The sequence below is a fragment of the Rhodococcus qingshengii JCM 15477 genome, assembly GCF_023221595.1.
Lineage (GTDB): Bacteria > Actinomycetota > Actinomycetes > Mycobacteriales > Mycobacteriaceae > Rhodococcus_F > Rhodococcus_F qingshengii.
In genome coordinates, this window is the sequence record NZ_CP096563.1 from 6,328,556 (window position 1) to 6,349,873 (window position 21,318).

Annotated in this window: 20 protein-coding genes; 8 read left to right on the forward strand and 12 right to left on the reverse strand. The window is 62.1% G+C overall.

Annotation, left to right across the window (positions count from 1 at the left end):
- Positions 1–946: 946 nt before the first annotated feature.
- Together M0639_RS29210 and ggh are read right to left on the reverse strand one after the other, a co-directional pair.
- Positions 947–1,642 carry a glycoside hydrolase family 25 protein gene (locus M0639_RS29210; RefSeq protein WP_371714689.1) on the reverse strand — a complete coding sequence of 232 codons (696 nt, stop codon included), beginning with the start codon at positions 1,640–1,642 and terminating at the stop codon, positions 947–949.
- A 107-nt stretch (positions 1,643–1,749) separates the two neighbouring features.
- A complete protein-coding gene (ggh, locus tag M0639_RS29215; protein WP_042449890.1) occupies positions 1,750–3,087 on the reverse strand; it encodes a glucosylglycerate hydrolase in 1,338 nt (445 codons plus the stop codon).
- A 110-nt stretch (positions 3,088–3,197) separates the two neighbouring features.
- Here ggh and M0639_RS29220 point away from each other — a divergent pair, with 110 nt between their 5' ends.
- From M0639_RS29220 to M0639_RS29230, 3 genes are all read left to right on the forward strand, one after another.
- A complete protein-coding gene (locus M0639_RS29220) occupies positions 3,198–3,896 on the forward strand; it encodes a haloacid dehalogenase type II (protein WP_007735269.1) in 699 nt (232 codons plus the stop codon).
- Positions 3,897–3,968: 72 nt separating this feature from the next.
- The gene (locus tag M0639_RS29225; protein WP_042449892.1) at positions 3,969–4,880 is read left to right on the forward strand and encodes a cation efflux transmembrane domain-containing protein; all 912 of its coding nucleotides are present in this window, start codon (positions 3,969–3,971) and stop codon (positions 4,878–4,880) included.
- A 119-nt stretch (positions 4,881–4,999) separates the two neighbouring features.
- On the forward strand, positions 5,000–6,361 hold the full coding sequence (locus M0639_RS29230; RefSeq protein ID WP_248671219.1) for an HNH endonuclease signature motif containing protein: 1,362 nt from the start codon (positions 5,000–5,002) through the stop codon (positions 6,359–6,361).
- Between the two features lie 9 nt (positions 6,362–6,370).
- Here M0639_RS29230 and M0639_RS29235 read toward each other — a convergent pair whose 3' ends face one another.
- Positions 6,371–7,219 carry a hypothetical protein gene (locus M0639_RS29235; protein ID WP_230691793.1) on the reverse strand — a complete coding sequence of 283 codons (849 nt, stop codon included), beginning with the start codon at positions 7,217–7,219 and terminating at the stop codon, positions 6,371–6,373.
- 116 nt (positions 7,220–7,335) lie between these two features.
- Positions 7,336–8,337 carry a PHP domain-containing protein gene (locus M0639_RS29240; protein ID WP_003942580.1) on the reverse strand — a complete coding sequence of 334 codons (1,002 nt, stop codon included), beginning with the start codon at positions 8,335–8,337 and terminating at the stop codon, positions 7,336–7,338.
- A 60-nt stretch (positions 8,338–8,397) separates the two neighbouring features.
- Between M0639_RS29240 and M0639_RS29245 the strand changes: the two genes are divergently transcribed.
- Both M0639_RS29245 and M0639_RS29250 read left to right on the forward strand, forming a co-directional pair.
- Positions 8,398–8,808: a TIGR03668 family PPOX class F420-dependent oxidoreductase gene (locus M0639_RS29245; RefSeq protein WP_030537452.1), complete on the forward strand. Its 411-nt coding sequence runs from the start codon at positions 8,398–8,400 to the stop codon at positions 8,806–8,808.
- A 144-nt stretch (positions 8,809–8,952) separates the two neighbouring features.
- Entirely contained in the window at positions 8,953–9,705 is a 753-nt protein-coding gene (locus M0639_RS29250; protein ID WP_007729041.1) for a cyclase family protein, read from the forward strand.
- Here M0639_RS29250 and M0639_RS29255 read toward each other — a convergent pair.
- The 4 genes from M0639_RS29255 to M0639_RS29270 all read right to left on the reverse strand — a co-directional run bounded on the left by M0639_RS29255 (position 9,694) and on the right by M0639_RS29270 (position 13,934).
- On the reverse strand, positions 9,694–11,250 hold the full coding sequence (locus M0639_RS29255; RefSeq protein ID WP_063315366.1) for a GGDEF domain-containing protein: 1,557 nt from the start codon (positions 11,248–11,250) through the stop codon (positions 9,694–9,696). The genes M0639_RS29250 and M0639_RS29255 overlap by 12 nt on opposite strands.
- Before the next feature lie 135 nt (positions 11,251–11,385).
- Positions 11,386–12,276 (reverse strand): metal ABC transporter permease, encoded by an 891-nt coding sequence (locus tag M0639_RS29260; protein ID WP_064075709.1) that lies wholly within the window; start codon positions 12,274–12,276, stop codon positions 11,386–11,388.
- 3 nt (positions 12,277–12,279) lie between these two features.
- Positions 12,280–13,011, reverse strand: a complete 732-nt coding sequence (locus M0639_RS29265; protein ID WP_047272639.1) for a metal ABC transporter ATP-binding protein — start codon at positions 13,009–13,011, stop codon at positions 12,280–12,282.
- A complete protein-coding gene (locus M0639_RS29270) occupies positions 13,008–13,934 on the reverse strand; it encodes a metal ABC transporter substrate-binding protein (RefSeq protein ID WP_047272640.1) in 927 nt (308 codons plus the stop codon). Before M0639_RS29270 ends, M0639_RS29265 begins: the two co-directional genes overlap by 4 nt.
- A 77-nt stretch (positions 13,935–14,011) precedes the next feature.
- Between M0639_RS29270 and M0639_RS29275 the strand changes: the two genes are divergently transcribed.
- The 3 genes from M0639_RS29275 to M0639_RS29285 all read left to right on the forward strand — a co-directional run bounded on the left by M0639_RS29275 (position 14,012) and on the right by M0639_RS29285 (position 16,638).
- Positions 14,012–14,689 (forward strand): SDR family oxidoreductase, encoded by a 678-nt coding sequence (locus M0639_RS29275; protein WP_007729052.1) that lies wholly within the window; start codon positions 14,012–14,014, stop codon positions 14,687–14,689.
- A 138-nt stretch (positions 14,690–14,827) separates the two neighbouring features.
- Positions 14,828–15,736 (forward strand): TIGR04222 domain-containing membrane protein, encoded by a 909-nt coding sequence (locus tag M0639_RS29280; RefSeq protein ID WP_054186860.1) that lies wholly within the window; start codon positions 14,828–14,830, stop codon positions 15,734–15,736.
- Positions 15,733–16,638, forward strand: coding sequence for a TIGR04222 domain-containing membrane protein (locus tag M0639_RS29285; RefSeq protein ID WP_058037577.1), 906 nt, complete (start codon positions 15,733–15,735; stop codon positions 16,636–16,638). The genes M0639_RS29280 and M0639_RS29285 overlap by 4 nt, the downstream gene beginning before the upstream one ends.
- Here M0639_RS29285 and M0639_RS29290 read toward each other — a convergent pair.
- From M0639_RS29290 to M0639_RS29305, 4 genes are read right to left on the reverse strand one after another with little or no spacing between them, the layout of a single operon-like run.
- On the reverse strand, positions 16,570–17,673 hold the full coding sequence (locus M0639_RS29290; protein WP_064075708.1) for a Glu/Leu/Phe/Val dehydrogenase family protein: 1,104 nt from the start codon (positions 17,671–17,673) through the stop codon (positions 16,570–16,572). The genes M0639_RS29285 and M0639_RS29290 overlap by 69 nt on opposite strands.
- A 24-nt stretch (positions 17,674–17,697) precedes the next feature.
- A complete protein-coding gene (gene lpdA / locus M0639_RS29295; protein ID WP_231914981.1) occupies positions 17,698–19,092 on the reverse strand; it encodes a dihydrolipoyl dehydrogenase in 1,395 nt (464 codons plus the stop codon).
- Entirely contained in the window at positions 19,092–20,315 is a 1,224-nt protein-coding gene (locus M0639_RS29300; RefSeq protein ID WP_064075707.1) for a dihydrolipoamide acetyltransferase family protein, read from the reverse strand. The genes lpdA and M0639_RS29300 overlap by 1 nt, the downstream gene beginning before the upstream one ends.
- The gene (locus M0639_RS29305) at positions 20,312–21,316 is read right to left on the reverse strand and encodes an alpha-ketoacid dehydrogenase subunit beta (RefSeq protein ID WP_064075706.1); all 1,005 of its coding nucleotides are present in this window, start codon (positions 21,314–21,316) and stop codon (positions 20,312–20,314) included. The genes M0639_RS29300 and M0639_RS29305 overlap by 4 nt, the downstream gene beginning before the upstream one ends.
- Positions 21,317–21,318 lie beyond the last annotated feature (2 nt).

The window sequence follows — 21,318 nt, forward strand, 5'->3', positions numbered from 1 at the left end:
CGATGGACGGAGATGCGAGAGCGCTGGCGCGAACTCCCGGTTGATCGGTTGGTTCGGGTCGATGCGCCTGTTTTCGGCTGATCGACCTCACACCGGACGCTGTTGCCGGTCCTGTCATTCGAGCTCCTCTTCGGAAACACCTGCGTGTTGGAAGAGCCGTCCTGAACAGGACCTTGGCCCTCGAAATCCGCGCAAATCGAGAGCAACCTTCCAGTTATCAGAAACAAGATAACAGATAACCGGGATCTTGCCCATCGAAAGTCGGACAAAGCAGACCGATCGACGTTTTTGTTCGTAGATCGGACAAGCTTCGAGGAGCAGTGTTGTCCGAGCGGACAATTCAGCCCTCGGAGTGCGGCACCGCGGCGAACGCGATGACATTCAACGTTTCCGCTGACCAGATCGGGTGACGACCAACCTCAAGGAAGGTACGGAATCTGGACAAATGCCCAATATGGATAAGGCCTGTTGGATGCGCCACAGACCCTCGAACGACGGTCGGAAACCCCGTCCTGAATGGAGTCCGATCACCCGTGCGAGCACGTCGAAATTGATCGAATTGATCCAGACCGCACTCAGCGACGGCTGCCGGTAACGAAGCATCCCGAGGCTCCGATAATTGGATTGCGAGGCACCAACTTCGCCCGAAACCGGGCGGCCGCCTTCGATTCAAACCCAACTTCAAGTCCGTTTTGTAGCTTTTCAGGCAGAGCAGTTCTGCTCATTTTCTGCCATAGCTATTTTCTGATCCTGCTCAGCTAGTCGAAAGTTCAGCGACCGTGGCTACCGCCCGGCAGAATTCTCGTAACTGACGAGCAACAACCGGACTAACCAGCCAAGCGTCACAAGAGTGCCAAAAAGGGCCCTTCCGCGTACCTCGAGGCAAATGCATCGAGGGCGAAAGGGCCCGAACCGGGCACCACGGAGCCAAAGGCCCCGCCGCAACCTAGCTGCTGCCGAACCCCACACTGTTGGCGTAGCGATCGAAATCGCCCTGGGCTCCGCTGTAGACGTTGATATCTGTGTTTCCGGTGATTCCGGGGATGCGTCCGGTGCTGGTGTACTGCCAGAAAGTCCAGTTGGACCAACCGCCGGGTAGCGGCCCCGGTGCGTTCTGCCCGTTGTAATCGGCGATCCACAGCGGGTAGTGGTTGAACTCGGTGGTGTTGGCCATCTGAGTACGCCAGAAGTTGGGATACGTGTAAATGATGGGCTGCCGCCCGGTGAGTGTCTGGACTGTATTCAAGTAGCGATGAGTCCAGTCGATGACCTGCCCGGCGGGCAGTCCCTTCGCGTCCTCGAGATCCAGAACGGGCGGGAGGTCACCAGGTCCGTTGATACCCAGGACGATCGCCGAATAGAAGGCGGCCTGGGCTTCGGGGGACTGGCGAACGTCTGCGTAGTGGTAGGCCCCGCGCGAGACGCCGGCAGCACGCATGACCAGGCAATCCTGGATGAAGTACGGATTGACGTAGTTGAGCGACTCGGTGGCCTTGACCATCGCGAACTCGTGCCCTGACGCCTTGACCTGGAACCAGTCGATTCCGGTTCCGTCCACGTGTTGCCACGAAGAGACGTCCGGGCCACGGGGAGCGTCGGCAGCGGCGAGGCCAGGTGCCGTGATCGCGATGGCAGCTGCCATCGCGATCGGGGTGAGCTTGCCCAGTGTCCTGACGATCCGTCGCTCGACCATTTCCCGAGACTAAGGTCGACTAGTCCGTTTTGTCCCCTAATTCAAGGAATGTTCACTCAACCGAGCCAATCGAGAACAGCCGCAGCGGTCCACGACTGTTGCATACTGCCCAGCGGCTCACCGGTGAAAGGCTCGTAGTATTCGGCAAAACTGCCATCGCTGGCCTGCCGCAAACCCTCCGAACGCAACACGTGCGATCTCTCGGCCCACCCCCGACGCGCGAACGCCCACGAGAACAACCACGTGATCACCGGCCACACCGGGCCACGCCAATACTCCCGCGGGCGGAAATCGCCGGAAACCGGAGACGTCGACGGTGGGACAGCAAACCGCATGTCCGGGTGACCACAGAATTTGGGCCCCTCGAAAGTGCGCAACAGAGCGCGCTCGGCATCGCGGCTCAGGCCGCCGCACAGCAACGGCGCAAACATCGCGATGGTCTCGGTATGAACCCATCGCCCGGTGCGAAGATCGAAATCCTTTGCTGCACCTGATCGTTCATCGGTGGTGGCAATCACGCCCTGCCGGAATCGATCTGCCCAACCGCGCAGATCACGGACGTCGGAGTTCGGCCGCGAATGCTCCTCACCGATAGTTGCCAAGACGTCGCATGCCATCGAGAAAACCGCACTGACAAACACGTCCTCGACGGCAAAACTCATGGCAGTGGCGAGTTGAGAATCCTCGTACCGCACGGCCTTCATCTCTTCGAGAAGCCAAAGGTAGCGGTCGTATTCGTTATCCGTGGGCCGCTGAGACAGGTCCGTCACCACAGCGAGATCAGCACGCTGATACGCAGGAACTTGTCCCGCAACAACATTCGCGTACGCCAGATCCCACCGCGGAGAGTTGTCCATCCCAGATTCCCACCCGTGATAGAGCGCGATACGGCCGTTGCCGTCGAGATCGCGGGCCTCCGCCAACCACCGGTGCCACCGAACCAGATCGCTCCAGCGCCGGTCGAGGAACTCTTCCGCGACCGCACGCGTCGTACGTCCGTGCCGACGCGAATGATCGAGAATCCGCTGCACCGCGATCGCGTGAACGGGGGGTTGGGTGATTCCCGATGTAGCGGTACCCAAAGGAGCATGCGCTGCCAACGCATTGACATCCCACCGCGTCGGGCCGGGGAAGTAGCCGTCGACACCGTTCGCGAACACGATGTGCGGAATCATTCCGTTCTTCCACTGAGCCGAGAGCAAGGTATCGAGCTCTACTACCGCCCGTTCGACGCTGAGCGGCGCCAGACCTACCGCCACGAACGCGGCGTCCCAGCTCCACATGTGGGGATACAGCTTCGGGGCAGCGCTGGTCATCGTGCCCAGGTCGTTTCCGCGCAGCAAGTAGGCAGCTCGGGCGGCGAGCTGAGTCGGGGTAAATCCGCGGTCGGCCATAGATGTCTATTTTGCGACGCGTCGAGCCTTTGCGCTCACCGAGCACGAATCCGGCGCTGCAGCCGCAATAATGAAGGAAGTCCGTCAGGTGATCTCGGAGTGGAGGCCTAGTGCGCGAGAAGATCAAAGCACTGCTGTTCGACGTCCAGGGCACAGCGACCGATTTTCACAGCACACTGTGCCGAGAGGCCCGTCGAATCACCGACGCCGACGTGGACTGGCCAAGATTCGTCAATCTCTGGCGCGCTGAGTACTTCGCGAACACCTCCGAGGCCGACGACTCCACAGGCGAATGGGTGACAGTACATTCGGTGTACCGCGAGGCTCTGCGCAAGCTGTTGGCCCGCGAGAGCATCGAACTTTCCGATGCCGAACAGGAAGAACTCACCACCGCCTGGAAATTCCTGGACCCGTGGCCCGACACTGTCGCCGGCCTGACAACCCTGCGCCAGCAGTACACAATCGCTGCCTTGTCCAACGCCGACGTGAATGCCGCAGTCAGCATCTCCCGGCACGGAAATCTGCCATGGCATGCCGTCTTCACTGCCGAAATGGCCGGCGTCTTCAAACCAGATCCGAAGATCTACCACCTGGCCGCTCGATATCTCGGGTACGACCCGGCCGAGATCATGATGGTTGCCAGTCACAAATACGACATCCGGGCGGCCAAAGCTCTCGGATTCCGCACAGCCTTCATAGCTCGACCACTCGAATTCGGAGCCAGGGGCAATCCCGATGTGTCCTTCTCCGACGAGTTCGACATCAACGCCGAGGACTTTCTCGATCTGGCAGCGCAATTGGTCCACTGATCCCGTGCCTGCGCGTCGTTGCTGGTATTCCTACGTGAAGGAATATCGAAACGGACAGGCGGTTTGGAATTCATGGGCACCAAGGAAGACAGCGCTACCCGCGAACGCATGGCCCTGCGGTACTCGCTCGTGGTCGCAACGGCGTTGGCTGTGCTCGCCGCATTCTGGGGCTGGATCTCGCAGTCCCAGGTGATCCTGCTCGACGGTGTGTACGCCCTCATCGGAATGGTGTTGACGGCGATCTCACTGCGGGTCTCGCGGATAGCCGACTCGGGCCCCACCGCACGCTTCCCGTTCGGAAAGGAGGCATTGATCCCGGTCGTCATCGCTGTCCAGGGCATGGCACTACTGGCGACGCTCGCCTACGCCGCAGTCGAGGCAGTTCGTGTCATCCTCGCGGGCGGAGCCGACGTCACCGCGGGGTCTCTGGTGGCATACGGCGCTGTCAGCGCAGTGGTGTCGATCATCATCTGGCGCTACGTCGGACAAGTCGACCGCACATCTGATCTGCTCGTCGCCGAAGCCAGGCAATGGGGAGCGTCGGCTGCCTTCAGCGCGCTGGTCGCGGTCGGTGCTGTCGTCGCAATGATCCTGGGCCGCACCGATTTCTCCGACGCCGACCGATATGTCGACTCCGTCTTGGTCCTCCTCGGCTGCGCGATGCTGGTCCCGCAACCGTACGCACTTCTGCGAACCGCACTGATCGAACTCCTCGAAGGTGCTCCCGGCGAAAACGTTCAGGCCCGCGTGCACGAAGCCATCGCCGTCGTCCGCGACGAATTCGGCTTGGACGAACCGACTCTCACCATGAGCAAGGTGGGTCGCAAGCTGTATGTCGAAGCGACGTTCATGGTCGCGCCACACAGCTGGGACATCGACGGTGAAGACGCAGTACGACGCTCGTTCGCCACCAGCCTCGCCGATCTCCCCTACGAACCGTGGCTGAACATCGAACTGACTACAGATCCGGCGCTGATGCTCTAGCGACGGAATCTGCTCTCGAACAACAGAATCACGACGGCCGGGCCCACCTCACCTTCTCGAAAAAGCCCTTGACTCGAAAGTATGTTCGAGTATGATGGGAGGTGGAACGGGGGGTTCTCATGACGATCAACATCACCGACGATGCCGTCACCGACGTGGTCAACAACTCCGCCGTGGGTGTGCGCGGACGATTGTGGCGGCTTCACCCCAGCGACGTCCGCGAGATCGCCATCACCGCGTCAGCGGAAATCCTTCGCCTGGAAGCCATTCGAGTGGCCGCTGTCGACACCCTGACGTTGAACCCGGACGAACAAGTACTCTGCTACCGCGGCACCGGACAATGGCTCGCGAACCACACCATGCTGCAGATCTCCACCGGCAGAAGAATCGCAGCCCTGGGCAAAGCGCTACGGTCGTTTCCCGAGATCGAAGACCAATTCGATGCCGGTGACCTCACTTTCGAGCACGCAGCACTGATCGTGGCGTTCTGCGAATCCCCACCCAAGGCAATGCCCGACGCCGCACTACCGTACTGCCGCGACACACTCCTCGCCGCAGCATCCGGAACCGAAGCAACCACCGTCAAACTGCGCTACGCCATCAGCGTCCTCGAGCACATGTTCGAATCCGACGACCCACCACCAAGCGAAGACACCGACCGCAACGAACTGCGCATCTCCCCCACCCTCAACGGAAGAGTCGCCGTCCGAGGCGATTTCGACGGAGTGACCGGCGAAATGCTTCTCTCCGCCCTCTCCAACCTCTCCATGCCCACCCCCGCCGAAGACGGCACACCCGACAAACGACCCGCCGCCACACGCAACGCAGACGCCATGGCAGAACTCATCCGGCGCTACCTCGACAACGCTGCCACCGGCATCGACGGCGGCCAACGCCCACACCTGAACGTGCACATCAACGCCAAAGACCTGGCCCACCACCGTGAATGCGCCACAACGGGTGATGGCTCAACACCTGCCCCGTCCGAGGACGACGATCCCGGCATGCTCGATCTCGACTTTCGCGATCTCGACAAACAAGATCTCGATGTCGGCCACATGCCCTGGATGGGACCACTGAGCGTCGGCCGCACCCGCATGATCGCCTGCGACTGCATGCTCTCCAGCGTCCTCCTCGACGGAAACGGTGCCCCACTCGATGTCACCCCACTCAAAAGGCTTGTCACCGCGGCACAACGAACCGCACTGATCGCCCGCGACAAAGGATGCGCCTTCCCCGGCTGCGACTGCGTCCCCGCCTGGACCGACGCCCACCACATCAAACACTGGGCCAAAGGAGGACCAACCGTCATGGACAACCTGGTCCTGCTCTGCCGAACCCACCACACCCTGATGCACCGAAAACCCGGATTCACCGGCAAATGGGAAATCCGAATGGGCACCGATCACCTGCCCTGGTTCATCCCACCACCGGGCATCGACCCCGACCGGAAACCCCGCCGCTCCACCACGCGGATCTGAACCCGGAGGTCACCGAGCAAACGCCTCGGTGACCCATTCCGGCGTGCTTCGATAGCCGGAAAGGGCGGCGCGGCGACATCCATCCAACTCCACGCTCACAGGAGTACCACCCGAACCGTCAACCCGTAGGAGGGTTGATGATGCTGTCGCTGTCGCGATCTGATCACAAGGCTGAGCTATAGGAGCATCGGCTATGGCGGCAACCACGTCTCGACTCTCCGCTTCGGACAGGCGAATAACGTCCACGTCTGTCTGAGATTCATGCCGGCACACGGATAGTCCTGCGGCATCAGCGACAGGCGTAGCCAGCTCATTGTCTAGCGGGTCATAGCCTTCGCCTCTCTCGAACTGCTCGCGCGCCTTGTCAACTTCTCTGGCATCTGTCCGGTCGAATTGAACGGCAGACGAGCGATCGCAATTCGCCATCGTCGGAGAAAGACTCAACGAAGTTCGGACACGTTCGACTTCATGCAGAGATCGAAGCGAATCGAGAGGCCCGACTTGAAAGCCGCACGGACTCGACGGCCAGGCCGGAAACATCACTTGTCCGGCGCTGTTGGCCATCCACAGTTTGACGGGAACCAGTTCGCTTGTGACACAACTCGCAACGACATTGTCGGGAAAGCGTTTGGAGTCGACACGATATGCATCCTTGACGGCGGCTACGTCACCTTCGAGTCGAACCATGTCGACGGTTAGCGCTCCGGAGGCATCTTCGCCGACTTCGCAACGAAATACTGCCACTGGATCGAAATCAGATGGAAGATACCCTGTTTCGTGTTTCGGACGCGAATACAGATCGACACCGAACAGGCCCCATGCGACTTCAATTCCGAGACAGTCGGCAGTCTCGAACACCCGAGCCTCAGGAGGTGTGAAGTACACCGAATCTCGCCAGAACGGAGCCGAACAAGCGGTGACCAGGCAAAGCGACGCCACCAACGGCACCGACAGCAGCGCGCGTGCCGAGACCGTCAATTGCCCGCCCACTCCAAAAGATCTTCGGCGGTCCAGGTATTGATCACCCGATCGGCTTCGACGCCGCACTTTTCGGCCCGGTCACAGCCGTAGCCCTGCCAAGCCAGCTGACCGGGGGCATGGGCGTCAGTGTCGATGGAGAAAAGACAATCGAGATCGCGGGCCAACTCGATCAAACGCGAAGGCGGGTCACGACGCTCCGGTCGGGAATTGATCTCAACGGCTGTGCCTGATTCGCGGCAGGCCTCGAACACTTTCTCCGCGTCGAACTGCGACTCGGGCCGGGTTCCGCGAGCACCCTCGACAAGACGCCCGGTGCAGTGTCCGAGAATATCGACACGCGGGTTTCGCACTGCAGCAAGCATTCTGCGGGTCATCGCCTCACGCTCGGACCGCAGCTTGGAGTGGACGCTCGCCACCACGATGTCGAGTTCGTCGAGCAGATCGGGATCCTGGTCGAGTGAACCGTCCTCGAGGATGTCCACCTCGATTCCCGTGAGAATGCGGAAGGGCGCCAGTTCGGCATTCAACCCGGCTATCACGTCGAGTTGAGACCGTAGGCGCTCCGCGGACAACCCGTTGGCAACTGTGAGGCGAGGCGAATGGTCGGTGAGGGCGCAGTAGTCATGGCCGAGTGCTGCTGCGCGTCGCATCATTTCTTCGATGGGGCTTCCACCATCGGACCAGTCGGAGTGGGTGTGGAGGTCGCCGCGCAGCGCTTGTCGCAATGGGCTGTCGCCGATGGGCTCAGCCTGCCCCCGCAGTTCCTCGAGATACTCGGGGATGCCGTCGTACGACTGAGCGATAATCGTGGCAGTCTTCGGCCCGATGCCGGTGAGGGCCTTCCAACTGTCGGCTTTCCGGCGAGACTCCTTCTGCTCGTCGGACAATCCTGAAAAGACCTCCGCAGCTCGGCGATAGGCCTTGACGCGGTGCGTTTCAGCGCGTGATCGTTCGAGCCAGTAGGCGATCTCCCGAAGCGCTTCATCCGGTTCCATGAGACCACTGTTCCGTCAGCAGCGGCTCGCGGCAACCCTTGATCCCCTTACGCTGTGAATATGGACGACCCGAGAGCACGATTTGAAGCCGCGCGGGTGGCTCACCTGGCAACGGCAGATGCGGCCGGCGTTCCGCACATCGTGCCGCTGGTATTCGTCTTGGTCGGCGGCACCGTCTATTCCTGTGTCGACCACAAACCGAAAACCACGACCGCTCTTCGCAGGCTCCGGAACATCACCGAGACGGGGCGCGCAAGCCTGCTGGTCGATCATTACGACGACGACTGGTCCGCGCTCTGGTGGGTCCGCGTCGACGGACATGCGGAGGTTCTCGACCCCGGCACCAAGGAGTCCGAGAGCGCGATCGATGCTTTGGCCGCAAAGTATCCGCAGTACGTAGATCACCGACCGCACGGACAGGTGATAGCTGTCCGCGATGTGGAGTGGTCGTCATGGTCCGCAGCAGCCTAAGGTTCTGTCCTAGTGTTCAAGGAGCGAAAGTGATTGCAACACTCTCAATTCGGACAAATTGGCGGGGGATCGATGAAACGACGGCAGTTACTTCAGCGCGCAGCCACAGGTCTGGCGCTGGTAGCGGGACCTCAGGTGATCGACATGGGTAGCAGTTCCGGAAGCAGTCAAGACGCAACAAGTCCGTTGAACGAACAGTTGTCGGTTGTTTCGCTCTCACACGTGAACGACCCGGCGACGACGCCGGTTTTTCCAGGCGACCCCGAGTTCACTCTCGACACAGCGGCCACCATCGCAGACGACGGCTACTACCTCCAGTACGTCAAGGAAGGTGAGCACACGGGCACGCATTGGGGCGCACCCGCACACTTCCAGGAAGGCGGCCTCACAGCCGACCAACTCGATCCGGCGGACCTCTTCCTCCCCGCAGTGAAGATCGACATCCGGGACAAGGCTGCCGCCGATTCGGACTATGCGCTCACGGTCGCGGACCTGCAGGAATGGGAAACGCGCAACGGCAAGATCCCCGATGGAGCGGCCGTAGTTCTCTGGACCGGGTGGGAATCGCGCTGGGGTAGCGAAGAATATGCCAACTCCGATGCCGAGGGCGTCACCCACCAGCCCGGCTTCTCGGTGGACGCGGCGCGGTGGCTGATAGACACCGGCCGTTTGGGCACCCGCGGAGCATTGGGAACCGACACGTTCGGTCCCGACCTCGGAAACGACGAAACCTACCCCGTCTCGACAATCCTGTACGACAAGCATCGAATCAGCCTGGAGAACTTGAACAATCTTGCCGCCCTGCCAACCACCGGGGCTAGCATCCTTGTCGGTGGTGCGATCAACAAGGCCGGATCGGGTTCACCGGCAACGATTTTCGCACTACTACGGCGATAACCATTTGCGACGGTCGCCGTAGACAACGACCGCGCCCTTCCCACTTCTCTTCGCCTCGTACATCGCCGCATCGGCCTGGCGAAGAAGAGTGTGCGCGCTGAGCGGTTCGTCCCCGAACTCGAACTGCGCGGACTCGAAATGCGCGACACCAACGCTCGCACCCACCGACACCGATGTGTCTGCAGTCTGATCGGACCTGAGCGCGTCGACGATCCGGCGAGCCACGACGACGGCGTCGTCGATCGTGCCCTGCAGGAGCACTGTGAACTCGTCGCCACCGAATCGAGCGACAAACGCACCCTCGGGAACCGCTTCGCGCAGACGTGCTGTGAGAGCAACCAGTAACCGGTCGCCGGCCGGGTGCCCGTATCGATCGTTGATCTGTTTGAAGTCGTCCAGATCGACAAGCATCAGCACCCAATCGGAGTTCGTCTGGCGATAGTCGTCGATGGCGCTCGCAAAGTGTTCGTCGAACGCGGCCCGGTTTGCAAGCTCGGTGAGTGGGTCGTGATGTGCTCGGTACCTCAGCTCGTCCTGGGCAGCGGAGATCTGTTGAAGGAGCGCGTCGTTCTCGAGGAGCGTGAGTATTTGGCGCACCAGCGCGAGAACCAACACGCCGACGCCGAGTATCACGACCACGGCATCGAGGTTGCCGACGATCAGCGCCTGAACAGTCACGATCGTCGCGATCACCGCGATCAACAGATACGGCAGCAGCAACTGAGTCCGATCGCTTCGCCACTGCTGCGGCGCGTTGCGGTTCCGAGGCTCGGTTCGCTTCGTCAGCGCCGCCAAGGCGATCAACGGCGGCCCCGCGATGAACCCGGCATCGGCGATGGTCGGCATACTCTCGGCGCCGATCGCCACCAAGTACGCGTACAGGCTGTCCGATAGGGAGAGCATCACCAACCCGCACCCGAGGAACGTCAGCGGTTCACGGATCTCTGCTACGGCCTTCGGTCCGATGACCATCAGCAAGACCATGGCGATCAGAACGAAGTCGGTGATCGGATACATCACCGCGACAAGAAACCCGAGAGATCCCGTCGGACCGGTATGAACGACGGCGCCCAGGGCGGTCGTCCACGTGAGGATGAACAATCCACCGACAACGACAAGACCGTCGAGCGTCAGCACGAGCCAGAGATGGATCGGACCGATCGCCTCACGCCGGGGCGACTGACGCACCAACGACAGAAGCGCCGGCACGGCGAACACCGGGAACATGAAGAAACCGATGTCCGCGATCGACGGCGACGGAAGTGGAACGTGGAGAACCGAGCGGTAGAACGCCCAAAAGAACATCCCGAGAGTCCAGCCGGCCATACCCAGAGCCATCAGAGTTCGCCAACGCCGCTCGACGCCGTGATAGCGCCGCGATGTCCACCAACAGACCGCAGTTGCGGTGGCTCCGCCGACGAGCTGGGCGATATCGTCCACCAGAACCGAAGTTCGTGGGCTGAGCAGCCCGGATCCGGCGAGAGCGATGACCGCGACAACGACGCCGAGAACCAGCCACGTGCGTCGCGCTCGGAACTGCGTCATCGAAGAACCCATCGGTGTTCAAGGCGTCACCACCGATCGTCTTGCAGCCGGCATCGTTGCGGCCGGAATGTTGTGGTGACGAATGCCCGTACGAACCTACCCGATTTGGTAGCGGATTGTTAACTGGACGAACGATCAGGAAGGCTCGTACGCCGCGGCGCTGTACTCCGCTCGGGTACTACGCCGCTGCGAAGTCCATTTCGCGATCACCCCTTGCGACGGGCTGAACAGGTACACCAGAGCGAACACGATGCCCTGCGTCATGACGACCATGCCACCGGAAGCCGTGTCGAGGTAGTAGCTGACGTAGATACCGGCAATCGCGCAGACTGCGGAAACGACGGGAGCTATCACCAGCATCCGCGAAAACTTGTCGGTGAGGAGGTAGGCCGTCGCGCCGGGGATGATCAGCATCGCCACCACCAGCACGACGCCGACGGCTTGCAACGCCACAACGGACGTGAGCGCGAGGACGCCGAGTAGCAGCGCACCCAGGCGCTTGGGCGAAAGACCTATCGCGTTCGCATGGATCGGGTCGAAGGCGAACAACGTCAGATCACGACGCTTGATCAACAGAATGCTCAACGCCAACGCGCCGAGTATCGCGACCTGCAGAAGATCAGACGAGCTCACCCCCAGCAGGTTGCCGAAAATGATGTGGTTGAGATCGGTCTGGCTGGGGGTCACCGAGATGAGAACCAAACCGAACGCAAAGAGAGTCGTGAAGACGATACCGATCGCGGCGTCTTCCTTGACGCGGCTGGTGTTACGGATCAGTCCGATCAGGGCTACGGCGATCAACCCGAAGATCAAGGCCCCGATCGCAAATGGAGCGCCGACGACGTAAGCGAGGACAACACCCGGCAGCACGGCGTGCGAGACGGCGTCGCCCATCAACGACCACCCGATGAGCACCAACCAACAACTGAGCACCGCGCAGACAACCGCTGCCACAACCGCAACGGCCAACGCGCGCACCATGAATCCGTACTGGAGAGGATCAAGTAGGAGTTCTACGAGGTTCATCGATCAGGTCCTGTCCATCACGTCGAGACCGAAAGCCAGGGCGAGGTTTTCCGGTTGCAGCACGGTGTCCGGGTCGGAATGCACCAGGACCTTGCGCATGAGCAGTACCGCCTCGTCGCAGAGTTTCGGCACAGCGTGGAGATCGTGGGTCGAGACCAAGATCGACCGGCCGTCGGAAGCCAACTCTCGTAGCAGCATCGAAATCGTTGCCTCGGAACGCTTGTCGACGCCCGCAAACGGCTCGTCCAGCAACAGTATCGACGCGTCCTGAGCAATGCCGCGTGCGACGAACGCGCGCTTCTTCTGACCACCCGAGAGCTGACCGATCTGACGATCCGCAAATTCGGTGAGTTCCACCCGCTCGAGGGCCTCTGCCACCGCCTCGCGATCTGCACGCCGCGGACGTCGCAAGAATCCGAGGTGGCCGTACCTGCCCATCATCACGACGTCACGGACGCTGATCGGGAAGGTCCAGTCGACGTCTTCACTCTGCGGCACGTATCCGACGCGGCCGCTCTTGCGCGCAGTGGCTGCGTCGAGACCGGCGATTCTCACAGAACCGTTGTCCGGCTTGATCATCCCCATGATCACTTTGAACAGAGTCGACTTTCCTGAACCGTTCATGCCGATCAGTCCGCAGACGCTACCCGAGTTCAACGTCAGATCGACGTGGTCCAGTGCGTGGACCTCGCCGTAGTGAACGCTGACGTTTTCGACGCGAATGGCATCGTTCATGATTTACCGCCGGTCAGACCGCCGAGGATGACGTCGGTGTCGTGGCGAATCATGTCCAGGTAGGTGGGCACGGGACCGTCGGCTTCGGACAGCGAATCGACGTACAGCGTTCCGCCGAACTTCGCGCCGGTCGCCCCGACAACCTGCTGCATGGGGGCATCCGAGACCGTCGACTCGCAGAAGACGGCGGGAACGGAATTGGCTCGGACGAAGTCGATCGCGGCGATGATCTGCTGCGGCGTCGCCTGCTGCTCGGCATTGACCGGCCAGATGTACGCCTCGCTGAGTCCCGCGTCCCTGGCCAGATAGGAGAACGCACCCTCGCAACTGACGAGTGCACGCTGACCTGCGGGCAATGCCGCCAGCCCACTGACCAGGCCGTCCTGAACTGCTTGCAGTTCCGCCTTGTACTTCGCGCCGTTCTCCGCAAATGCCGAGGCGTTGTCCGGGTCGAGGTCGCTGAAAGCAGTCACCATGTTGTCGACGTAGATCTGCGTATTCAACGGAGACATCCATGCATGCGGATTGGGCTTGCCCGCATACGCGTCGCCGGCGATCGGAATGCCTTCGACGCCGTCGCTGACCACGACGTGTGGCACGTCCAGTCCGTTGACGAATTTCGCGAACCACGCCTCGAGGTTCATGCCGTTGTCGAGGATCAGATCGGCTTCGCTCGCCCGCCGAATGTCTCCGGGCGTCGGCTCGTAGCCGTGAATTTCGGCCCCCGCCTTGGTGATCGACTCGACGCGAAGATGATCGCCGGCAACGTTCTGGGCGATGTCCGACAGCACGGTGAACGTGGTGAGCACCACCGGGCGGTCGTCGTCGGAGCCAGAACTCACCGCAGAACAGCTGGACAGAAGCAGGGCGGCGAGGGCGGCAATTCCCAGGCGGCGGAAGTTCTTCGCGTCGCGTGTCGTCATGGTCGAACTCTAATATGTGGGTAAACAAATACACAAGTTCGTCTAGCCGAACAATCCTCACTCGATAGGCTCGCACCATGCGTCCTACTGCCTTGATCACCGGTTCCAGTCGCGGCCTCGGAGCTGCCATCGCACGCGAACTGGCGCCGACACACGACCTGCTGCTCGGTGCACGATCCGCACAGGCCCTCGAGCCGATCTGCGCCGAACTGCCCGGATCGACGCCCCTACCCCTCGACCTCACGGACTACGACGCCGTCGCCGCCGCCGCCTCGTCCATCACGACGCTCGACGTGCTGGTACACAACGCCGGCGTGGCCGACATCGGAACCATCGAGGAATCCTCGGTCGATCAGTGGCGACGCACCCTCGAGGCAAACGTCATCGCCGTCGCCGAACTCACGCGGGTTCTCCTGCCCGCGCTTCGTGCGGCTGGAGGTCACGTCGTGCTGATCAATTCGGGTGCCGGACTGCGCGCCAACGCCGGTTGGGGCTCGTATGCGGCCAGCAAGTTCGCCCTGCGCGCTTTCGGAGATGCGTTGCGCCTGGAAGAGCCGGCACTGCGGGTCACCTCCATTCACCCCGGACGGATCGACACCGACATGCAGCGCGACATCGTCGCGGGTGAGGGCGACGAGTACGACCCTGAGCGCTTCCTGAAAGCCTCCACTGTGGCGCGTGCCGTACTCACTGCCGTCGAAACACCGTCCGACGCACACCCCACGGAGATCGTGCTTCGACCTACCGGCCGGTAAATCCCCAGTTCGGCGGTAACGGAATGGTGACGATGGCCATCCGGATATCGCTTTTCCGGGCACTGGCCCGATACTGACATCAGTTGTCGGACAAAGAGACTGGACTTGTCTCAGGAGTTCATCGAGAGGTGGTGTGCGATGCATGATCATACGGATACATGGGGGATCCCCAGCCAGACTTTCCTTCAGTGGTACCTGGTGGCGGCTGCCGTCGCGATCGGACTCTCGCTGTACAGCCGAATGACTGCGCGCCGGTCACCGGTGGTCGTCGACGCTGTCCGTCGGCCGCTCACTCCTCCCGAGATCGGTGCCTTGACCAGTGACTACCAAGCGGTGCTGGCGTCGATGGCTATTCTGCGCAGCGCCGAGCTGATCAGCACCGAAGGCAAGACCAAGCTGGCACTCACTGCGGAGGACAAGAATCGTCTCGACTGGTTCACCCGTACGGTGCACAAGCGACTCGGCAACGGAAAGGTCCCGCTGCGGCAGGTGCGTCTGATGGGACGGCTGAACATCGCACTCGCACAACTACGTACGACGTTGATCGACGAGGGATATTTGCAACGCCAGCAGGACGGTCTGACCGCTGCCCTTCGGACCGTTCCGATCGTGGCGGTAATTGCTCTCGGCTTGGTCCGTCTCGTCGCCGGAATCGCCGGCGGTAAGCCGGTCGGGTTCCTGCTCCTCACCATCATCGTTCTCGCTCTGATGATTCCACTTCTTCGCATCAAGCGTCGTCGGACAGCTTTGGGAGACAGCGAGCTTCGACGACTCAAGCACGAAAACTCGTACCTCTCACCGAAACTGCGGCCCGCGTACACGAGCTACGGTCCCTCGCTCGCCGGGCTCTCGGCGGCGCTCTTCGGTGCGGGCGCTCTGGTTCTGATCGATCCGGCGCTGGCGGGAGCGGTAGCTGCGGGCGCCGCGTACAGCCCGGGTGGCGGAAGTTCGAGCTACTACAGTTGTGGCTCCTCATCCGGATCATCCGGCTCGGACGGCGGTGGCGGCAGTGGGAGCAGTTGCGGCGGCGGGGGGTGTGGGGGATGAGCACGCATGCAGCCGACACGTGGGGGATCCCCAGCGAGGATTTCCTCTACGGCTACATAGCCGTTTCGGCCACGCTCATGGTTCTCACTCTGGGGTGGCGTCTGATGATCCGGGCACGCCGGCACGGGTACTCAACCGAGCACGGGTATTCCGCCGAGCAACTGACGCCTCCGGAAGTCGGAATGCTCACCGGCGAGTCACGCGCCATCGCAGCATCATTGGCAATCCTGCGTAGCGCTGACCTGATCACCACCGACGGCGCTGTCCTGCGCCCGTTGGGCCCTGGCGACGAGACCCTGGACTGGTACACCCTCACCGTGTACCAGCGCCTGGCCCAGCAGGCTCTACCCCATCGTCGGCGCCAACTCGCCGAGCGTATGACGGTGGAAACAGCTCGCCTACGAAACTCTTTGGCGGACCGGGGATACCTGACCTCCGACAGCACCAGGCGTTCAATCTTTCTCTCCACAGTTCCGCTGAAGATCCTGGTGGCCGTGGGTATCGTCCGCATTGCTTTCGGACTGCACAACGACAAGCCCGTCGAGTTTCTGATTCTCGCCGTACTCGTCACCGGGTTCAGTATCCCGCTGCTCGGGCTCAACTTCGATCGAACCACCTCTGGCAAGGCGGCACGTTCGGAACTGACCACGGCACACGCCTACCTGTCCCCGCGCAACAAGCCTGCCTTCTCCGCCTACGGACCGCGTTTGGCGGGAATGTCCGCCGCTCTCTTCGCCGGTTCGGCGATGCTGATGATCAATCCCGCCTTGGCCTCCGCCGCCGGAATCGGTGCCGACGGCAGCGGAAGTAGCGGGGGTTCGGACGGTGGCGGTTCAGACGGGGGAGGCGGCAGCTGCAGCGGGGGTGGCGGATGTGGCGGCGGCGGTGGATGCGGGGGATAGCCGCGCCCGGGCGAGCATAAGCGCTGCGGCCTCGGTAGTGATGCCACGTTCCTCGCTCAACGAGTACACCTCGTCCAAGGTTCGACCGATCCCGCGGGTTCGTTCGACGACGTCGTCTTCGTTCCACCCCAAGACTTCTTGCCCCACGAGGTGAAAGGCTCCGCCTGCGTTCGCGACGAAATCAGGGGCACAGAGAACCCCGCGGTCTCGCAGAACCTCACCGGCAGCGGCATCGGTCAAGATGTTGTTTGCTGCGCCCGCCACGGCCATAGTCGGAATCGACGCAGCCGCAGCGGAATCAATGATGCCTCCCATCGCGCAGGGGGCAAAGAGGTCACACGGTGTTCGGAGGACCTCGCCGGCAGGAACGACCGTGTGCCCCGCGAGAGAAGCCGCCTCGAGGCGCTGCGGGTCCGTATCGGCAACCAGCAGACGTGCGCCAGCCTGCGCTGCGAGACGGACGACGTCGCCGCCGACGGCGCCGAGCCCCTGTACCAGTACCGTTCGGCCGTCGAGTGTTCCGAGTCCTCGGCGACGCGCCGTGGCCTTCATCGCTTCGAACACACCCAGAGCGGTGGCGTGCGCGCTGGAACCGGCGCCACCGTTGCCGACCGAACGCCCGAAGACGTATTTGGTGGTGCGGCTGAGCTGATCCATGTCGGAAGAGTTGGTGTTGACGTCAGGACCAGTCCAGTAGTTTCCTTCGAGCTTGTCGATGTTCTCGGCGTGGATGTCGAGGATACGGGTCCAGGTTGCGGCGTCGATCTGATTGCGCGGTGCAGGTAGCGCTATTACCGACTTCCCGCCACCCATCGGCAGATCGGAGACCGCCATCTTCAAAGTCATTGCGCCGGCCAGCTTCCCGGCGTCCGCCAATGCGTGACCGATGGAGGGATAGTGAGCGGCCCGCGTGCCACCCGACGCCGGTCCCAGACGGGTGGAGTCGATTCGAATCACGAAAGTCGTGCCGGTCTCCCGATCATGGCGTGTGACGGTCAGTTCACCGTCCCAGCGCAGTTCGTCGTCGATACTCATTGAATCTCCTTTTCTGTCTCCGGGTCAGTTGTGGGCGTGCAGTGGTGTTCCCGCGAGTGCGAGCATGGCCTCGCCCAACGCTTCGTTCTGACTGGGGTGCGCGTGGATGAAACGCCCCACTTCATCGGGAAGTGCTTCCCAGGCAACGGCCAACTGCGCCTCACCGATCAGTTCGCCGACGCGGTCTCCCACCAGGTGAACTCCGACAACAGGGCCTTTCGTTCCGCTTCGAATCACTTTGATTCCGCCGGTAGTTCGTAGGATCTGACTCTTGCCGTTACCTGCCAGGTCGTAGATGACGGTGGAGACGTCGGCGTACTGCGTGCGCGCCACCTCTTCGCCGAGCCCGACCGATGCAACTTCGGGATGTGAGTACGTCACGCGAGGAATCAGGTGTTCGGCGACCGGTATCGGATCCTTGCCGGCAATCTGTTCAGCCACAAAGATTCCTTGTTGGAAACCTCGGTGCGCCAACGCAAGACCGGGCACGATGTCGCCGACCGCGTACACACCGTCCACGGACGTACGGAGGCGTTCGTCGGTGACGACAAATCCCTTGTCGAGGCTGATTCCGCGTTCTTCGAAACCGTTACCGTCCGTGCGAGGTCCGCGGCCGACGGCGACCAACAGTAGGTCGGTGTCGAGTATCGTTCCGTCGCTTAGTTCGATGCGGACGGAACCGGCTGCTTCTTTCGCGGAATCGACCTTTGTGTCTGTCTTACAGACGATTCCACGTTTCCGATATGCCCGCTCCAGCTGCTTCGACGACCACGGATCCTCGGCGGCGATCAGTCGGGGGAGTGCCTCGACGATCGTTACTTCGGCGCCGAACGAGCGCCAGAGGCTTGCGAACTCGACGCCGATGACACCGCCACCGAGTACCGTTGCGCTGGTGGGCACCCGGTCGAGTTCGAGTGCCTGGTCGCTGGTGACGATCCGTCGGCCGAGTTCGATGCCGGGGAGTTCCCGCGGATACGAGCCGGTGGCCAGAACGAGTGATGTTCCGGTGTAGCGGGTTCCGTCGACGTCGATGCTTCGCCCACCGACATACGTCCCGTATCCGTTGACGATGGTGATCTTGTGTTGCGCCAACAAGCCTTGCAGACCGCTGTACAGCCGCTCGACTGTCCCGTTCTTGTAGTCGTGCACCTGCGCGACGTCGATGCCGGCAAAAGATGCCCGGACACCGAATTGCTCACTGGTGCGTGCCGAATCGGCCACCTCGGCGGAATGCAGCAGTGCCTTGGTCGGGATGCATCCGCGGTGCAGGCACGTTCCGCCGACCTTGTCCGCCTCGATCAGCGTGACCGACAACCCGAGTTGGGCGGCGCGGATCGCGCAGGCATAGCCGCCCGATCCTCCACCGAGGATCACGACGTCGCTGTGGGGTTCTGCAGTTGTCATCGGAGCCTTGGTCATCAGAGCCTTCCCAGGACGCGGATCGGGTTCTCGATGTAGTCACCGAACAGCCTCAGGAATCCGCCGGCTTCGCCCCCGTCACAGACGCGGTGGTCGAAGCTCAACGAGATCTGAGTGACCTTACGAACGGTCAACTCGCCGTTCACCACCCACGGCTTGTCGATGATGCGTCCGATCCCCAAAATTGCCGCCTCGGGGTGATTGATGATCGGAGTCGATCCGTCGACCCCGAATACCCCGTAGTTGTTGAGTGTGAACGTGCCGCCGATCAGGCGGGCGGGTTCGAGCTTGCCGTCGCGGGCAAGGTCGGTGGTCACCCGAAGTGCTTGTGCGAGTTCGACGGTGCTCAGGGCGTCCGCATTTCGAATGACCGGTACCATCAATCCCTTCGGTGTCTGCGCGGCGATCCCCAGGTGGGTGCGGGCGTGTCGAACGATCTCGCCTCGAGCAGTATCGACCGACGAGTTCAGTTCGGGGTACTGCGCCAACGCCGCGATGGTCAGCCGAGCCAGGAGCGCCATCAGGCTGATCTTGTCGGAATCGGGCAGTGACTTGTTGATCTCGGCTCGCGCCGCCAACAGTTCGGTGGCGTCGACGTCGACCCAGGTTGTCGCGTCAGGGATCTCGCGGCGGCTGGTGGACAGCTTGTCGGCAACTACCTTGCGTAGCCCCTTGATCGGAATTCTTTGGTCGGTCGCGTGTGACGTTTCCGTTTCCGGGCCGAAGTTTGCCCCGGCCTCGACGTCGGCGCGCGTGATCACCCCGCCGGCACCCGACCCGGAGAGCAAGGACAGGTCGATATCGTTGTCAGAGGCCAGTTTACGAACGATCGGCGAGATCACGCGTACCGACGGAGCCGCTCTGCGTCGGCGTCTCGGTGCATCCTCGCTGGTGCCGTAGCCGATCAGGACGTTGCCCGAACCGGCGCGTTCCTCTTCGCGGTAGCGCTCGTGGTTGGCCGAAACGACCGCGTCGACACTCTCGCCACCACTCACAGTGATCAGCGGTGTGCCCACCTTCAGGGTGTCCCCGTCTTTGCCGTGTAGTTCGATCACGGTCCCGGCGAACGGGATGGGCACATCCACAGCAGCTTTCGCGGTCTCGACCTCGACGACGATCTGATCGATGGTGACCACGTCGCCGACCTTGACGTGCCACTCCGCGATGTCGGCCTCGGCCAGACCTTCACCCAGATCGGGGAGCATGAATACCTGATTGCTCATGCCGTCACCGCCCAACGGGTGTCCGGGGCGTCGTTCCACTGCAGACGGTCGACGGCGTCCAGGACCCGGTCGACGCTGGGCAGGTGGTGACGCTCGAGCTTGGGAGCGGGGTAGGGGATGTCGAAGCCGCTGACCCGGAGCACCGGGGCATGGAGATGGTGGAAGCACCGTTCCTGCACGCGGGCAGCAATTTCTGCACCCACACCGGCAAAACCTTGCGCTTCCTGGATGACGATGCAGCGTCCGGTCTTTCGCACCGATGCGGTGACCGTCTCGTCGTCGAACGGCACTATCGAGCGGATGTCGATCACCTCGATGTCCCGGCCCTCGGCTGCAGCGGCCTCGGCGGACCTCAGTGCAACATCCACGGACGGACCGTAGGCGATGAGCGTCGCGTCACGGCCGGGGCGACGGACGACGGCGCGACCGATCGGCTCACGTGCGGTCAGTTCGACATCTGCTCGCGCGAAGTACAGCTTCTTGGGCTCGAGGAAGATCACGGGGTCGGGGTCCTCGATTGCCGAACGTAGCAGCGAGTACGCATCTTCCACCGTGGACGGCGCCACAACCTTCAGTCCGGGTGTGTGCGCATAGTAGCCCTCACTGGAATCACAGTGATGCTCCACCCCGCCGATACCGCCGGCAAAAGGAACACGAATGACTATCGGAATCGACAGCGCGCCCTTGGTGCGGTTGCGGATCTTCGCCACATGGGAGGCGATCTGCTCGAACGCCGGATAGGCAAACGCGTCGAACTGCATTTCCACGACCGGACGAAAACCGGCCATGGCCATGCCGATTGCGAATCCGATGATGCCGGACTCGGCGAGGGGAGTGTCGAAGCATCGGTCGTCGCCGAAGTCGCGGGTGAGGCCGTCGGTGACGCGGAAAACGCCGCCCAGGGTGCCGACGTCCTCACCGAAGACGACAACGTTGTCGTCCGCAGCCAGAGAGTCGCGTAGCGCGGTGTTGAGGGCCTGAGCCATCGTGAGCATGGGCATGG

Coding starts and splice junctions, on each gene's coding strand:
- ggh (WP_042449890.1), bottom strand. CDS start 3,087: ATGGCCGACCGCGGATTTACCCCGACTCAGCTCGCCGCCCGAGCTGCC.
- M0639_RS29210 (WP_371714689.1), bottom strand. CDS start 1,642: ATGGCAGCTGCCATCGCGATCACGGCACCTGGCCTCGCCGCTGCCGAC.
- M0639_RS29265 (WP_047272639.1), bottom strand. CDS start 13,011: ATGAACGATGCCATTCGCGTCGAAAACGTCAGCGTTCACTACGGCGAG.
- M0639_RS29305 (WP_064075706.1), bottom strand. CDS start 21,316: ATGCCCATGCTCACGATGGCTCAGGCCCTCAACACCGCGCTACGCGAC.
- M0639_RS29260 (WP_064075709.1), bottom strand. CDS start 12,276: ATGAACCTCGTAGAACTCCTACTTGATCCTCTCCAGTACGGATTCATG.
- M0639_RS29280 (WP_054186860.1), top strand. CDS start 14,828: ATGCATGATCATACGGATACATGGGGGATCCCCAGCCAGACTTTCCTT.
- M0639_RS29250 (WP_007729041.1), top strand. CDS start 8,953: ATGGGTAGCAGTTCCGGAAGCAGTCAAGACGCAACAAGTCCGTTGAAC.
- lpdA (WP_231914981.1), bottom strand. CDS start 19,092: ATGACCAAGGCTCCGATGACAACTGCAGAACCCCACAGCGACGTCGTG.
- M0639_RS29285 (WP_058037577.1), top strand. CDS start 15,733: ATGAGCACGCATGCAGCCGACACGTGGGGGATCCCCAGCGAGGATTTC.
- M0639_RS29230 (WP_248671219.1), top strand. CDS start 5,000: ATGACGATCAACATCACCGACGATGCCGTCACCGACGTGGTCAACAAC.
- M0639_RS29225 (WP_042449892.1), top strand. CDS start 3,969: ATGGGCACCAAGGAAGACAGCGCTACCCGCGAACGCATGGCCCTGCGG.
- M0639_RS29275 (WP_007729052.1), top strand. CDS start 14,012: ATGCGTCCTACTGCCTTGATCACCGGTTCCAGTCGCGGCCTCGGAGCT.
- M0639_RS29300 (WP_064075707.1), bottom strand. CDS start 20,315: ATGAGCAATCAGGTATTCATGCTCCCCGATCTGGGTGAAGGTCTGGCC.
- M0639_RS29290 (WP_064075708.1), bottom strand. CDS start 17,673: ATGAGTATCGACGACGAACTGCGCTGGGACGGTGAACTGACCGTCACA.
- M0639_RS29270 (WP_047272640.1), bottom strand. CDS start 13,934: ATGACGACACGCGACGCGAAGAACTTCCGCCGCCTGGGAATTGCCGCC.
- M0639_RS29240 (WP_003942580.1), bottom strand. CDS start 8,337: ATGGAACCGGATGAAGCGCTTCGGGAGATCGCCTACTGGCTCGAACGA.
- M0639_RS29245 (WP_030537452.1), top strand. CDS start 8,398: ATGGACGACCCGAGAGCACGATTTGAAGCCGCGCGGGTGGCTCACCTG.
- M0639_RS29255 (WP_063315366.1), bottom strand. CDS start 11,250: ATGACGCAGTTCCGAGCGCGACGCACGTGGCTGGTTCTCGGCGTCGTT.